At 39.9% G+C, this 13,517-nt stretch carries 17 protein-coding genes; 8 read left to right on the top strand and 9 right to left on the bottom strand.

Going from position 1 to position 13,517, the window contains the following annotated elements; genetic code table 11:
• Positions 1–216: 216 nt before the first annotated feature.
• Both H6F47_RS24040 and H6F47_RS24045 read right to left on the bottom strand, forming a co-directional pair.
• Complete coding sequence (locus H6F47_RS24040) at positions 217–1,011, bottom strand: PP2C family serine/threonine-protein phosphatase (protein WP_137669447.1); 795 nt, start codon at positions 1,009–1,011, stop codon at positions 217–219.
• 186 nt (positions 1,012–1,197) lie between these two features.
• A complete protein-coding gene (locus H6F47_RS24045) occupies positions 1,198–1,854 on the bottom strand; it encodes a VWA domain-containing protein (protein WP_190348105.1) in 657 nt (218 codons plus the stop codon).
• A gap of 249 nt (positions 1,855–2,103) precedes the next feature.
• On the opposite strand from H6F47_RS24045, the gene H6F47_RS24050 reads away from it, so the two are divergent.
• The 3 genes from H6F47_RS24050 to H6F47_RS24060 all read left to right on the top strand — a co-directional run bounded on the left by H6F47_RS24050 (position 2,104) and on the right by H6F47_RS24060 (position 3,866).
• Positions 2,104–2,391, top strand: a complete 288-nt coding sequence (locus H6F47_RS24050; protein ID WP_096567324.1) for a hypothetical protein — start codon at positions 2,104–2,106, stop codon at positions 2,389–2,391.
• Positions 2,348–2,590 (top strand): hypothetical protein, encoded by a 243-nt coding sequence (locus H6F47_RS24055; protein ID WP_190651337.1) that lies wholly within the window; start codon positions 2,348–2,350, stop codon positions 2,588–2,590. Before H6F47_RS24050 ends, H6F47_RS24055 begins: the two co-directional genes overlap by 44 nt.
• Before the next feature lie 73 nt (positions 2,591–2,663).
• Entirely contained in the window at positions 2,664–3,866 is a 1,203-nt protein-coding gene (locus H6F47_RS24060; RefSeq protein ID WP_096572642.1) for a class I SAM-dependent methyltransferase, read from the top strand.
• Positions 3,867–3,903: 37 nt separating this feature from the next.
• Here H6F47_RS24060 and H6F47_RS24065 read toward each other — a convergent pair whose 3' ends face one another.
• Positions 3,904–4,167 carry a hypothetical protein gene (locus H6F47_RS24065; RefSeq protein WP_096567295.1) on the bottom strand — a complete coding sequence of 88 codons (264 nt, stop codon included), beginning with the start codon at positions 4,165–4,167 and terminating at the stop codon, positions 3,904–3,906.
• A gap of 228 nt (positions 4,168–4,395) precedes the next feature.
• Entirely contained in the window at positions 4,396–5,103 is a 708-nt protein-coding gene (gene folE, locus H6F47_RS24070) for a GTP cyclohydrolase I FolE (protein ID WP_096572641.1), read from the bottom strand.
• A gap of 129 nt (positions 5,104–5,232) precedes the next feature.
• Here folE and H6F47_RS28690 point away from each other — a divergent pair, with 129 nt between their 5' ends.
• On the top strand, positions 5,233–5,364 hold the full coding sequence (locus tag H6F47_RS28690; protein WP_277877034.1) for a hypothetical protein: 132 nt from the start codon (positions 5,233–5,235) through the stop codon (positions 5,362–5,364).
• Here the strand turns inward: H6F47_RS28690 and H6F47_RS24075 are convergent.
• From H6F47_RS24075 to H6F47_RS24090, 4 genes are all read right to left on the bottom strand, one after another.
• Positions 5,345–6,070 carry an SDR family oxidoreductase gene (locus H6F47_RS24075; RefSeq protein ID WP_137668860.1) on the bottom strand — a complete coding sequence of 242 codons (726 nt, stop codon included), beginning with the start codon at positions 6,068–6,070 and terminating at the stop codon, positions 5,345–5,347. The genes H6F47_RS28690 and H6F47_RS24075 overlap by 20 nt on opposite strands.
• A gap of 301 nt (positions 6,071–6,371) precedes the next feature.
• Positions 6,372–7,352 (bottom strand): acetyl-CoA carboxylase carboxyltransferase subunit alpha, encoded by a 981-nt coding sequence (locus H6F47_RS24080; RefSeq protein WP_096567293.1) that lies wholly within the window; start codon positions 7,350–7,352, stop codon positions 6,372–6,374.
• Positions 7,353–7,479: 127 nt separating this feature from the next.
• On the bottom strand, positions 7,480–8,499 hold the full coding sequence (locus H6F47_RS24085; RefSeq protein WP_190348752.1) for a long-chain acyl-[acyl-carrier-protein] reductase: 1,020 nt from the start codon (positions 8,497–8,499) through the stop codon (positions 7,480–7,482).
• A gap of 217 nt (positions 8,500–8,716) precedes the next feature.
• Positions 8,717–9,415 (bottom strand): aldehyde oxygenase (deformylating), encoded by a 699-nt coding sequence (locus H6F47_RS24090; RefSeq protein WP_137668858.1) that lies wholly within the window; start codon positions 9,413–9,415, stop codon positions 8,717–8,719.
• A gap of 226 nt (positions 9,416–9,641) precedes the next feature.
• Here H6F47_RS24090 and H6F47_RS24095 point away from each other — a divergent pair, with 226 nt between their 5' ends.
• From H6F47_RS24095 to H6F47_RS24105, 3 genes are all read left to right on the top strand, one after another.
• Positions 9,642–10,469, top strand: a complete 828-nt coding sequence (locus H6F47_RS24095; RefSeq protein ID WP_096567287.1) for a carbohydrate ABC transporter permease — start codon at positions 9,642–9,644, stop codon at positions 10,467–10,469.
• A 134-nt stretch (positions 10,470–10,603) separates the two neighbouring features.
• Positions 10,604–10,864: a transporter suffix domain-containing protein gene (locus tag H6F47_RS24100; RefSeq protein ID WP_190348753.1), complete on the top strand. Its 261-nt coding sequence runs from the start codon at positions 10,604–10,606 to the stop codon at positions 10,862–10,864.
• 335 nt (positions 10,865–11,199) lie between these two features.
• Entirely contained in the window at positions 11,200–11,490 is a 291-nt protein-coding gene (locus H6F47_RS24105) for a 4a-hydroxytetrahydrobiopterin dehydratase (protein WP_096567283.1), read from the top strand.
• A gap of 320 nt (positions 11,491–11,810) precedes the next feature.
• Here H6F47_RS24105 and H6F47_RS24110 read toward each other — a convergent pair whose 3' ends face one another.
• The gene (locus tag H6F47_RS24110; RefSeq protein WP_190651339.1) at positions 11,811–12,842 is read right to left on the bottom strand and encodes a hypothetical protein; all 1,032 of its coding nucleotides are present in this window, start codon (positions 12,840–12,842) and stop codon (positions 11,811–11,813) included.
• A 253-nt stretch (positions 12,843–13,095) separates the two neighbouring features.
• On the opposite strand from H6F47_RS24110, the gene H6F47_RS24115 reads away from it, so the two are divergent.
• On the top strand, positions 13,096–13,517 hold a 422-nt coding region (locus H6F47_RS24115), incomplete at its 3' end, for a helix-turn-helix domain-containing protein (protein WP_190647570.1).

The following is a 13,517-nucleotide window of genomic DNA, read 5'->3' on the forward strand; positions in this document are numbered from 1 at the left end:
CTTCGACACCGCCCTTCGACACCGCTCAGGACAGGCTCAGGACAGGCTCAGGACAGGCTCAGGACAGGCTCAGGACAGGCTCAGGACAGGCTCAGTACAAGCTCACTAACCGCTCAGTACAAGTCTTGCCCGCCCGTGGTGTACCTCATAACACCAGAAAGTGCTGTAACTTTTGTGGGCTGGGCATCCTGCCCGCCCATCATTTAATTGAGTCTACTAAATCTCTTTTTCAAACAAACATAAAACCAAAGTTTTATCATCATTAGTACGAGCATTTAACCTATCAGACTCAAGAAAATCCATAATATAATTCTCTCCATCACATCCAGGATTTTCTGTTTCTCGCAAATATGCCTCTAAAGGTTTAAAAAATGGCAGGAAAGGTTGCCAGTCACTAAATCTAATTGCTACTTTTTCTAGTCCATCAGTAGCAGCACAAATAAATTCTTGCTTTCCTGAAAATACCTTTACCTGCATTTCCTCCAGTCCACTCACTGAAGTGACAAAAGTTGTCTCGTTGAAAAATTCCCCCTTATCTGGTTTAAACAACATTTGATATTCTGTATCTTGAGAACTCATGACAATAAACCCGTCTCCAATTTGCATAGCTGCAACCCATTCAGGAGTTGCTATAAAAACCAATAATGTACAAGCTAAATCATTAACAGAATAATCTTTATTTGCTGCTTGTTTTGTTAAATCTGAAATTACATGATTAACGGTTTTAGTAAAAAGCTTTTTTGCTTCTTGCTCTGAAAGTGGTTGATAAACCTTCTGCCAACATCGTTTTCGCTGCTGAAGATACTCACTAATTGTAGAAAGATATTTGAGCGTAGTTTCTACCGCTAGTTTAGAACCAATATGAGAATATTTAGCACTTCCAGCACCATCAGCAACCGCACCCACAATCACATCATTAAAAATGCGATAATGTCCGTAATCTTGACAAGGTATTTTTTGCTCTTGATGACTCGTTCCCACCGCAAAACGCGCTATAGCTTTCCAACTCACAATTAATAAATCCTGTATATTGTATTAGATTTTATAGGATATTTGTAACTCAAAACCCCTCTCCAAACCTTTTCCCTACAAGGGGAGAGGCCTTAAAATACGCCGTTTCACCACTTATCTTTTCGTATTCCCTCTCTTCTTAGGAGAGGGTTAGGGGGAGGTTCTTATAGCTTACTTATACATCCTCTAAGTTGTAATTTGCCCCCATCCCACCGGCGGTAATGCTACAGCTTCCCCTACTTTGTCACTAGAAACCCGTTTCATAGAAGTGGAAAGCCAAACAAATAAAGCACGAAAATCTAAGCCATTTAACATCACTGGAGACCGCCCAGGTGGTGCAATTTCTCTGAGTTTATTCATATCCGCATTTTGAACAGCAACAGTAAAAAACAACATTCGGCGCTGTTCTTCTCCTTCCCTCACCCTTTGCGCTGCATTTTGCCAATAATCTGTAGGCGCACCGTCAGTAATTAAAAATACCCAAGGACGATAATAAAGAATACCGTTATCCTTATACGTTTGTTTACGTTTTTCCACTAAATCTAAAGCGTATTCTATCGCTTCACCCATTGGCGTTACACCATCTGCTTCTAGCTTTGGCAGTGTAAAATGGTCTATAGTAACAAAATCTTGTATAAGTCGCACAGGTCCAAAAGTAACTATAGCCACTTCCACACTTAAAGAAGCATGAGCATCCTTTAATACATCTTCCTTAAAAGCTGCCAAACCTGTATTTAACTCCTCTATAGGTTGCCCTGACATTGAACCAGAAGTATCTAATAACAGAACTACCGGACAACGATTTTCAGGGTTTTCAACAAACTCAGGTAAACCAAGCGCCATTATCTATATTCCTGGTTAATCAAATGGTAAATAACAACTAGATGCTAAACATTATATTTTAGATCATACTCGTTAACACCTAATCTAACATGGGTATTTTTACGGAATCAATACCTTGCCTAAACTGAAATCAAGTAGCAACCAAAACCGAGTACATTCATATAATGTTTTTCATAAAAGAGTCAGTGATGAAACTCAAAATTGCCAGTAATCGTTAAACTAAATATAAATAACCATCCGGATCAACAAATGAAAGCAATAGAAGTCACAGGGAACATTGATGAAAAAGGGGCATTATTTTTAGACGAACCACTGAATGTAGAAATACCCGGAAAAGTCAGAGTAATCATTCTTTTTAATGAACCTACAGATGAATTAGAAAATGATAATGATGATACTCCCATTGAAGAAATCAAAGCTAGTTTAAAAAGAACAGTACAAGAAGCAAAAATAGGAAAACGTATTCCCCTATCTCAAATGTGGGAGGGAATATATGTCGAAGGAATTGCCGATAGTAGAAATAGACTTAACACCTGAATACAAAAGCAACGTCTTTAAAGTCAGAGTTAAAAATAGCAACATTCAAAAAGGCAAAAGTGCTGGTTATCGCATCATTTATCAAGTTGAATCACCAACCAGTGTACTTTTATTAACCATTTACTCTAAATCATATCTAGAAGATATCACCCCACAGGAAATTAAAAACATTTTAGCTGAGTCAAATCAAAACGAATAATTCACCTGTTCAATTAACCTTCCCCAAAATCCCCCCATCCGCTAAACTCAGAAATGCTGCGTTAATTCCGATCATGTCCGACTCCCAAGTAAGTGCTGCTGTTGCGAAACTCTACGACACCTACCCCTTCCCCCCTGAACCTATCCTGGATGAACCACCACCAGGATATAATTGGCGGTGGAACTGGTTAGCCGCTTACAACTTCTGCACAGGTAGAAAACCACAAAACCAAAATATCCGCATCTTAGACGCTGGTTGTGGTTCAGGAGTCGGTACAGAATATTTAGTACATCTCAACCCCCAAGCGCAGGTAGTAGGAATTGATTTAAGTGCTGGTACTCTAGAAGTAGCTAAGAAACGCTGTCAAAGTTCTGGCGCTGACCGTGTAGAATTTCATCACCTGAGTATTTACGATGTGGAACAAATACCAGGACAATTCGATTTAATTAACTGCGTTGGTGTGCTTCATCATCTACCAGATCCCATTCGTGGTATTCAAGCATTAGCGAAAAAACTCGCTCCTGGTGGATTAATGCACATTTTTGTATATGGAGAATTGGGAAGATGGGAAATACAACTAATGCAAAAAGCGATCGCCCTTCTCCAAGGTGACAAACGTGGTGACTATCGGGATGGTGTGCAAGTCGGCAGAAAAATATTTGCCTCTCTACCAGAAAATAACCGTCTTGTCAAGAGAGAAAAAGAAAGATGGGCAATGGAAAACCAAAGGGATGAATGTTTTGCCGATATGTACGTACATCCCCAGGAAACAGACTATAATATTGATACATTATTTGAATTAATAGACGCTTCAGAATTAGACTTTGTAGGTTTTTCTAATCCAGGATTTTGGGATTTAGAAACACTATTGGGTAAAGCACCAGAGTTAATAGAAAGAGCAGGAAATTTAGGCGATGCCTCCGGCGGGCTACGCCAACGCCAACGTTACCGCCTAATAGAATTACTGAATCCAGAAGTAACACATTACGAATTTTTCCTCACTCGTCCCCCATTAACCAAATACGACTGGACAGACGATAACAGCTTATTAGCAGCAACGCCAGAACTCAACCCTTGTATAGATGGGTTTCCCAGCAAATGTATATTTAACTATGATTACCAAATCATCAAATTATCAGATGCGGAATTTGAGTTTATGCAGAAATGTAATGGTGATGCCAAAATAGCCGATATTATCAAACAAACAGAGTTAGATTTAAACGGAGTCAGAAAACTAATAAAACAGCAATTACTTTTATTAACACCTGAATATTAGGTGTAGAGAATACTATGTAGGGTGTGGATAATCAATTCTAAGAAAGCCAAAATTCAGGAAGTTCATCCACATCTTCCACCAAAAAATCTCGATACACCCAGATACGAGAAGCATTATAAAGATCACTAAGAATAGGTTTTGCTACACCATTTTTATCCCAAGGTTGAAGATCAGAATCTAATTCACAGAAACCCACCCATGAAAATCCTTGTTGTTGCAAATCTTCAGCCCGGACAAGAATTGCCGCCAATACCGCCATATCATAAGGTTTTAATGAAGTATCCATTGCACCAATAGACACTTGCCTTTCTACTGGACTTTAGACTAAAAGAGAGCGATCATTTTCCCTGAGTCATTTTGTGTTTTTAGTCTAAAGTTCAGTTATATAACAAGGGAATTGGGAATTGGGAATTGGGAATTGGGAATAAATTCATTCTTCCCAATCACCCATCACCAAAAAAATATCACTCACCCCCTGAAAAAATTTGAGAATGAGCGATATTGCTAATAATCGAAAAAGTGCTAATTCCTAAAAGAAAGCAGCTTGATGACGAATCAAATTCAAAAATTCTTCACGGGTTTTTTGCTCATCTTGGAAAACACCAACCATAGAACTGGTAACAGTCCAAGAACCAGGTTTTTGTACACCACGCATCACCATACACATATGGGTAGCTTCCATCACTACAGCTACACCCTTTGGCTCAAGAATAGTTTGCACTGCTTCGGCAATTTGGCGAGTTAGTCTTTCTTGAACTTGTAAACGACGAGCATACATTTCCACAATTCGCGCCAATTTACTTAAACCGACAACTTTTTGATTCGGGATATAAGCAACGTGCGCTCTACCCATAAATGGCAACATATGATGTTCACAAAGACTGAAGAAATTAATATCTCGCACTAACACCATTTCTTCATGGCCTTCATCAAAAATCGCCCCATTCACCAGTTCTTCTAAGGATTGGTTATAACCACTGGTGAGAAATTTCATAGCTTCAGCTACGCGCTTTGGTGTTTTTAATAATCCTTCTCGTTCTGGATCTTCTCCAACACCGATCAGCATTGTCCGCACGGCTTCCATCATTTGCTCCGTGCTTTCCTCTGAGGGTGGGTGCAAATCTGCCTGTTTACCATTATGGGTATTGCGGTCAGGTCTGCTACTGATCACTTGCGCTAAATCAGGAATCAAAGGAGATTGTGAGCGATTAGAACCGTTAGAACTAGCAATAGTCATGGTATTAGTCTTGGTAATTGATAATTGATAATTGACAATTGATAATTGATAATTGGTAATTGGTAATTGGTAATTGGTAATTGGTAATTGGTAATTGGTAATTGGTAATTGGTAATTGGTAATTGGTAATTGGTAATTGGGTTATTTATCTTTTTCCCAGTCACCAGTCCCCAGTCCCCAGTCACCAGTCCCCAGTCCCCAGTCACCAGTCCCCAGTCACCTGTCACCTGTCACCTAACAATTAAAGAACACCAGCATTAGACATCAATGTTAATTCTTCAATGACTGCTTCTTGTGGTAATAAAACAGTGTGCAGAATTGTCTGAGCTACTATTTCTGGAGTTAACATTTTGGTACGGTCAAAGTTAACATTAACTGTTTCCGTATCCCAAATTTCAGTATTGACAGCACCCGGACAAATTGCTGTTACACGAATGCCGTGGACTCGTTCTTCTTGTGCCAATGTTTGAGAAAGGGCGAGTAAACCAGCTTTGCTGACGCAGTAAGCCCCCCAACCAGCAAAAGCTTGTTTGGCAGCTATTGAGGCAATGTTAATAATTGTCCCTTTACCTCGTTGCCTCATTCCTGGCACAATTGCCATCATGCACTGAAAGACGCTGGTAATATTTAAATCCATTACCCGCTGCCAGTCTTCTAAGGAAGTATCGCTTAAATTGGCAGTGTATCCTATACCGGCATTATTTACCAAAATGTCTATGTCGCCAAATTCATCGGCGATCGCCTGAATTTTGGTTTTTACTTGGGCAACACTACCCAGATCAACGGTGAAAGCTTTTGCTTCTACTCCTATTTCTTTTGCTACTGCTGCTACCCCTTCTAACTTCTCCTGAGAACGGCTGACTAAAGCAACATCTATTCCCGCCTTGGCAAAGGCTAAAGCCGTTGCTTTGCCTATTCCACTGCTTGCACCAGTAATTAAAGCGCGTCTTTTCTGCTCAAAACTCATGGTATCTCCAATTTTTTTGGCAGTTTTGCTATTCACTACCTACCCAATCAGTTAAATAATTCTTAAAATCAGTTGATTTTATGCTCAATATTGCTAGAATCGTTTATCAATATGGGTATATTGCCTGTTATCAGCCTTACCTGTCAGATCCGAAAGTCTTGACGTGAATAATTAGGCTTTTATATCAGGCTGTTTCATGAATACACAACAAAATGCCTATAGCTGCTCAGATTGTTAAGAATCTTTAAGCTATAGGCAATTATAGCATTGTTGAATTGCTAATCAGATATAGTTATTATTTTTATTGAGCAATTTCGGTAAACACACCAATTTTTCTAAATTTCTCATAGCGCAGTTGACGGCGCTCGGCTGGTGTTAAGCGGTTAAGTTCATCCAAATTATCTAACAAAGCTTGTTTGAGGGTGGTAGCTGTGGTTAAGGGGTCAGAATGAGCGCCACCGATAGGTTCTGGTAAAATCTGATCAATAATGCCTAAGTTTTTGAGATCGTGGGAAACGATTTTTAATGCTACTGCGGCTTGGGGTGCTTTAGCTGCATCTTTCCACAAAATAGCAGCGCAAGCTTCTGGGGTAGCAACGGTATAAACCGAGTGTTCAAACATCAGGAGGCGATCGCCTACACCAATACCCAAAGCACCACCAGAACCACCTTCACCAATGACGGTACAGAGAATTGGCACATCAAAACAAAACATTTGCCGTAAATTATAAGCGATCGCTTCACCTTGTCCTTGATGTTCTGCTTCTATCCCCGCCCAAGCACCGGGGGTATCAATAAAGGTAATAATGGGCATACCAAATTTATTGGCGTGTTCCATTAACCGTAATGCTTTACGGTAGCCTCCAGGTGCAGCCATGCCAAAATTCCGGGCGACATTATCTTTAGTATCCCGGCCTTTTTGATGACCCAACATCACCACAGGTTGTCCACCCAAACGACCCACACCACCCACTAAAGCTGGATCATCACCTCCACAGCGATCGCCATGTAACTCCATCCATTCATCACTAATCGCCTGGATGTAATCTAATGTACTAGGACGGCGCGGATGTCTTGCCACTTGCAGTCTTTGAGATGGTGTCAAACTGCTAAAAATTTCCTCCCGCAGTTGCATCGCTCTAGTTTCCAGTTGGCGAATTTGCCCGGAAACATCCACACCATTTTCATCTGCTAGTTGCCGAATTTGATCAATGCGAGTAGCCAGTTCTGCTAAAGGCTTTTCAAAATCCAATAATAGGGGTTTGCGTTCAGTAGTTGCCATAGTTAGGGAATAGTGACTGGGGACTGGGGACTGGGGAATAGTGACTGGGGACTGGGGACTGGGGAATAGTGACTGGGTAATCAATTTTTTTCATGTTTCCCAATCACCAATCACCAATCACCAGCCTCTAAACTAATAATGGTCTAAAACCATGTTTAAGCGATAGTTGACCAATATATTCCATTTTGTCTACGGTAATCTGATTGCGCCCCCAAGAAAAGTTAGTGTATAACTTCTCAAATTCCAATAACATTGATTCCGCAAAACAAGCAAACAATTGCCGTTCTGGAACTTCCATATTCACGATTTTCATAATTTTCCAGTCAATATCCAGGGAATGCTCCACAATTCCACCATTTAACACATACACACCTGGATGCTGAATTTTTGTCCCTAAGTTTTTAGGATAGCCACCATCAATCAATAAACATGGTTGCTTTAACACTGTGGGGTCAATTTCTACACCTTTGGGCATACTCGCCACCCAAACTACAATATCTGCTTGGGGTAGTGCCTCTTCTAAACCCATAATCTTACCACGTCCTAATTCTGCCTGTAGTGCTTGCAGACGTTCTTGGTTACGGGCGATCAATAGTAGTTCTTGGACATCTGTTTTTTTATCCAGCCAGCGAGTAACTGCACTCCCAATATCACCAGTCGCCCCACACACTGCTACAGTTGCTTTTGAAAGTTCTATTCCTAATTGCTGGGAAGCTGCTTCTACCTGACGGCAAATAATATAAGCTGTATGGGTATTGCCTGTAGTGAACCGTTCAAACTCTAATGTGACATTACGGACTTGTTGAAACTGCTCTAAATTAAAGTTCTCAAAAATAATTGAAGAAAACCCACCCAAAGCCGTAATATCAATACCATGCTTTTGAGCATGAGCCATAGCATTCAGTATTTTGCGTGTTGCAGCCTTAATCCGCCGATTTGCCAACATTTCTGGCAAAAAGCAAGACTCTACATATTTTCCTTCAATTTTTTGACCTGTTACGCTGGTAACGGTGATGTGATCAACTATTTGCGGCGGGGCGCTACACCAAAAATCTAGCCCTTGATCGGCATATTCTGGGTATCCCAATTCTTGAGCTACAGATTGAGCGTGTTCTAAACTTGTCAGATGTCCAATTAGACCAAACATTAGTGATATTTTAGGCGTGTGCTATACAAAGCTGGTTATTAGAAATAATCTCTAATTCTTAAAAATACTATATAAGGTGTCTGAATAATGAGTAATTCCTGAAAGGAGTCAGGAGTCAGGAGTCAGGAGTTACAGGAGTTCAGGAGTTTTGATTTTTTCCCAGTCACCAGTCCCCAGTCCCCACTCCCCAGTCCCCACTCCCCACTCCCCAGTGTCCCTAAACGGTTGCCAGTCCGTAGGCAGAAAGACGCATGATGTCACGGGTTGTAAAGCCAATGTTACTTAATGCTTCTCCGTATTGAATCATGAAGTCTTCTACCAAGGCATCTTTTTCCATGCCCAAGATTTTAGCATCATCAGCTACTTTGTTGAGCATTTGCCAGACAATAGGCAGGTTTTGACGGTTGGCTGCTTCTAATTCTGCTTTGGAATCTTCAAAGTTTGCTTCCAACCAAACCTCACCAAAGTTTAGATGACTATATTCGTCTTTAACTACACATTCAGTAATGTTGCGGGCAAAATCATCAGCTACAGGAATGTAGATGTTATAAGCTGCGATCGCAAAACATTCAATAATTAAAGATTGAATTAACAGACAAGTCACAACTTTACCGTCTGCTGCTGCTTTTTGGAAGTTTTCATGCAGTCCTGAGAAAAACTTCTTAGCAAACTGTATATCAGGAGTAACTGATAAATTGCGTCCACAAGCTTCAAAGCCTTTCTTGTGTTTGTTTTCCATCTTTGAAAGCTTGATCAGTTCATCTTTACTATTTGGCAACAGTTCAGCTAATCTGATGTAATTATGATATGCTTCTTCTTCCCCTTCAATTACAATCGCATTAATTCGGCTATAAGCATCTTTGTATTTTTCGCTCTGAAAATCAATTTCTTGAGTTTGTTCAACAAGTTGCTGCATAGTAGGTTGACTCCGTACCCCTAAATTATTTTGCTACTGAAATTTAATTCACCCACTCAATTGTGGGCAATCATCACTATTGTTTAATTTAACTTAACAAGAAGTTATGGTAATTAGATTAATTTTTACCAATTAGCACCCCATCAAAAGTCAAGTATTTCCATCCTTTATTCCCCGTTTTCTATAGTCTGACTAGGAAAAACCAATGATTTTGAAGTTATCAACCATGTCTAAACTCAACTGGAATTGGCAAAACACGAACTTTTGGAGCTTTTTACTGTTACTGCTAGGAGCATTCATAGTTTTACTACCATTATTCGTGGTTGTTCTCACTTCCTTTGCTCCTGTGGGTGCTACACCGGGAGTTGGGGGAGAAAATAACTGGACTTTGGCCAATTACCAGGAAGCTTGGGAACGAGGCAAGTTTTTACTGGCTTTTGCTAATTCTACCTTAGTAGCGATCGCAGTTACAGCTTTTCAGATTATCACATCTGCCCTGGCTGGTTACGCCCTCGCTAGGCTGAAATTTTGGGGTAAACAAGCAATACTACTAGTTATACTGGCCACTTTAGTCATTCCCTTTCAGTTATTGGTGATTCCCATTTTCCTGGTTTTGAAGTGGGGAAACATGATAAATACTTACTGGGCTTTAATTTTACCCACTGCGGTTAATGGTTTTGGGATTTTTCTGTTACGTCAATATTTCCAGACAATTCCCGTAGAATTGGAAGAAGCTGCTGCCATTGATGGAGCAAACCGACTGCAAATTTTATGGCAGGTAATGTTACCTTTAGCACGTCCCGCTTTAGTAACTCTATTTTTGTTCACCTTTATCGGTGAATGGAATGATTTATTTAAACCTTTGGTGTTTACAACCAAACCTGAATTAAGAACTGTACAACTGGCTTTAGCAGAATTTCAAGAACTGTTTACCAATAATTGGCCGCTGATGATGGCGGCTGTGACAATTGCTACTGTTCCTGTAATGGTGTTATTTTTGATTGGACAAAAGCAGTTAATTCGCGGTATTGCGACAACGGGGATTAAGAATTAGTCAGAATCAGGATATCCAGGATTTTAGGATTTACAGGATTAACAATTTGGTGATGATGAAAATTAATGTAAAGTAAGCCACTCCAACCAAACACATAAAAACACTAAACTCAAATTCTGTCATTAACAGAAAAGATGCAAAAGCTGGGTTTAGTTTTAATTATAGTCTCATTTTTACCCTGGTTAGCGATCGCTCTCATTTTACCATTTCTCCCACTTGCAGTTGCCCAAAAAGCCCTATTAGTACCAGCTTTATTGGTTTTTGCAGAAATTGTATTTTGGTTAGGTGCGCTACTTGTTGGTAAGGAAGTAATACAGCGATATCGGCGTTATTTGAATTTTCGTTATCTGCGAATATTGCTAAAAAGATGGAAACGGAAAAACAGAAAAAGATAGTACAGCAGGAGTCAGGAGTCAGGAGTCAGGAGTCAGGAGTCAGAATAAAAATCAAGTATACTTTATTTATCCCCCAAACAAATCATCCCTATACCATTTCTCTGTAACATTGCACTAAATCTTTAACGTCTTAATTTACTGTCTTCCTTTGTGTACTTTGCGTACTTTGCGGTTAGTAAAAAAAATTAACTGCAACTTCATAGAGAATTGGTATTAATCTAACATCCTGTAAATCCTTAAATCCTGAATATCCTGATTCAGACAATCAAAATTATCATACCCCATTTGTTAAAATAGGTCTTTAGAAATCTCTGTATAAAGTATAAACCCAGAACATGGCAGCACAAAAACTCAACGAAACCGAACTACAACAAGCCCTAAACAGTTTACCAGGATGGCAAATTAAAGAAGGCAAATTATACAAAGAATACAAATTTAAAGACTTTGCTACCGCTTTAGGTTGGATGGTAACAGCAGGTGTTTACGCAGAAACAATGGGACATCACCCCGAATGGTCTAATGTTTACAGCACTGTAAAGGTGAATCTTGTCACCCACGACATCGGTAATGCTATCAGTAATTTAGATGTCGAATTGGCGAAAAAAATGGAAGAAACATATAAATAGGGAATTGGTAATTGGTAATTGGTAATTGGTAATTGGTAATTGGTAATTGGTAATTGGTAATTGGTAATTGGTAATTGGTAATTGGTAATTCAATTTTGGATTTTGGATTTTGGATTTTGTTCACTCCAATCTAAAATCTAAAATCTAAAATCTAAAATTTTCTTCCCCAGTCCCCAGTTCCCAGTCACCAGTCACCAGTCCCCAGTCCCCAGTCCCCAGTCACCAGTCACCAGTTCCCAGTCACCAGTCACCAGTCCCCAGTCCCCAGTCCCCAGTCACCAGTCACCAGTCACCAGTCCCCAGTCCCCAGTCCCCAGTCCCTAATTAGTCTCCTGAATTTGTAATCTAATAGTATGTTCTGTTGCACCACTAAGTTTAATTTCCATGACTTCCCCTCCCAGTGGTTCAACACAACCCAGGAGCGATCGCAAATTTGGTGTACTCGCTCCAGTATCAACATACAATCTATCAGCTAAGTTACTGATTTTCTTCCACGTCATGTATAACTTAGCTATACCTTGTTCCATTTGGGATGCTTGATTTACCAAGTCTGCTGCTATACTTAAACAGCCGATTCTTTGAGCTTCTTCTAATGCAGTTTCAATATCCACATTTTCTTCTGTCAGTGCTTGCACCTGGACAGCAGATTTGAGATATTTTGCTAGTTGTCTAGCTTCTGTAGTGGCTTGTTTTAAAGTATCTACATCAGGATTTTCCGCTATTTCTCTCTGTAACGCCTTCTGGTGTAATTCTGGCAGTTTTTCCATTTCCTTCACCAGAGGGGCAATGTAGCGGGCAGGAAGGCTATTATCGGCGGCTTTTTCCTTGACTGGTTCCGGTAACAATTCTGAGGACATGGCTGTCCATTCATCCGTGAGTTGACGGACTTCTCTGCGGGTGATGCGATCGCCTTTTTGCGCTGCTTCACTTACCATCTGTTGTACTTCTGGTGCAGCTTTGGCGGTTTCTACAAATGCCCGTTTACTAAAGTTATTAACTGTACTGGGGTCCAGTTTACCATCTTCAATTAAGGTATCAGCACTATTAGCTAATTGAATCCAAGAATAAGCTTGAGTTTTACTAATTTCCCGTTCCTTCAACCATTTGAGGAAACCAGTACCGCGCCCATCTCCGCCTTTTTTCTCTCTGTCACGGATAGCGCGTAAAATTCGCCCCCGCCAAATTTCTGTTTGCAGATCAAAGCGATCGCATACTTGCCAAGCTACATCTAACTGCTGTAAAAAGTCAGACTCAGCAATTTCTTCATCTTCTGGATCTGGTAATTCAAAATCCAAGTCTACAGGCTGTTGCAGTGCAGCCGCAAGGTCATTCATAGAGTCGGTATCTTGCACGGTAGATAGCTGGTTGGTGGATGCGATCAACTCACTGTTACAAATTCTGAGTAATTACACAGGATCAGCAACAAGAAGCAGGTAAATATTATAGAGGAAAAATTTAAACTTGGAAAAATTTTAAATGCCTTCAAGCTACTAAAGGTTAGTAGCTAGTTACTGTTTTCTTAACCAATACTAACAAATACTCACATTTACTGAAAATTTCCTGTCATCTTTTGGCTTTGTGACAGAATTACAGTAAAATCACTGTATGCTACTAGGATTCAAAACCCAACTCAAAGTTAACAAGCAACAACGACTACTACTGGCGCAACACGCAGGAGTAGCCAGACACGCTTGGAATCAAGGTTTAGCACTTTGTCAACAGGTATTATTACATAACAAACTGCAACCAGAAGAAAAAATCAAATTTCCCACAGCCATAGATTTACACAAATGGTTAGTAGCAGCCATTAAATCTACCCATCCTTGGTATTATGAAGTGTCTAAATGCGCCCCTCAATACGCATTAAGATATTTGTCAGATGCTTTTAAATCTTTCTTCAAAAAAAGTAAAGGGTTTCCTAAGTTTAAGAAAAAGGGTAAACATGATTCTTTTACCTTAGATGGTGTCATAAAAATTGACTACAGAAAGGTAAAAGTACCCGTAATTGGTTGGATAAAAACTTATGA

It is taken from the genome of Sphaerospermopsis sp. FACHB-1094 (assembly GCF_014696195.1).
Lineage (GTDB): Bacteria > Cyanobacteriota > Cyanobacteriia > Cyanobacteriales > Nostocaceae > Sphaerospermopsis > Sphaerospermopsis kisseleviana.

Excerpts from the sequence above, each read along its gene's own strand:
- folE (WP_096572641.1), bottom strand. The coding sequence starts at position 5,103 with ATGACTATTGCTAGTTCTAACGGTTCTAATCGCTCACAATCTCCTTTG.
- H6F47_RS24080 (WP_096567293.1), bottom strand. The coding sequence starts at position 7,352 with ATGGCAACTACTGAACGCAAACCCCTATTATTGGATTTTGAAAAGCCT.
- H6F47_RS24055 (WP_190651337.1), top strand. The coding sequence starts at position 2,348 with ATGTCGAAGGAATTGCCGATAGTAGAAATAGACTTAACACCTGAATAC.
- H6F47_RS24045 (WP_190348105.1), bottom strand. The coding sequence starts at position 1,854 with ATGGCGCTTGGTTTACCTGAGTTTGTTGAAAACCCTGAAAATCGTTGT.
- H6F47_RS24085 (WP_190348752.1), bottom strand. The coding sequence starts at position 8,499 with ATGTTTGGTCTAATTGGACATCTGACAAGTTTAGAACACGCTCAATCT.
- H6F47_RS24090 (WP_137668858.1), bottom strand. The coding sequence starts at position 9,415 with ATGCAGCAACTTGTTGAACAAACTCAAGAAATTGATTTTCAGAGCGAA.
- H6F47_RS24105 (WP_096567283.1), top strand. The coding sequence starts at position 11,200 with ATGGCAGCACAAAAACTCAACGAAACCGAACTACAACAAGCCCTAAAC.
- H6F47_RS24060 (WP_096572642.1), top strand. The coding sequence starts at position 2,664 with ATGTCCGACTCCCAAGTAAGTGCTGCTGTTGCGAAACTCTACGACACC.
- H6F47_RS24050 (WP_096567324.1), top strand. The coding sequence starts at position 2,104 with ATGAAAGCAATAGAAGTCACAGGGAACATTGATGAAAAAGGGGCATTA.
- H6F47_RS24100 (WP_190348753.1), top strand. The coding sequence starts at position 10,604 with ATGCAAAAGCTGGGTTTAGTTTTAATTATAGTCTCATTTTTACCCTGG.
- H6F47_RS24095 (WP_096567287.1), top strand. The coding sequence starts at position 9,642 with ATGTCTAAACTCAACTGGAATTGGCAAAACACGAACTTTTGGAGCTTT.
- H6F47_RS24075 (WP_137668860.1), bottom strand. The coding sequence starts at position 6,070 with ATGAGTTTTGAGCAGAAAAGACGCGCTTTAATTACTGGTGCAAGCAGT.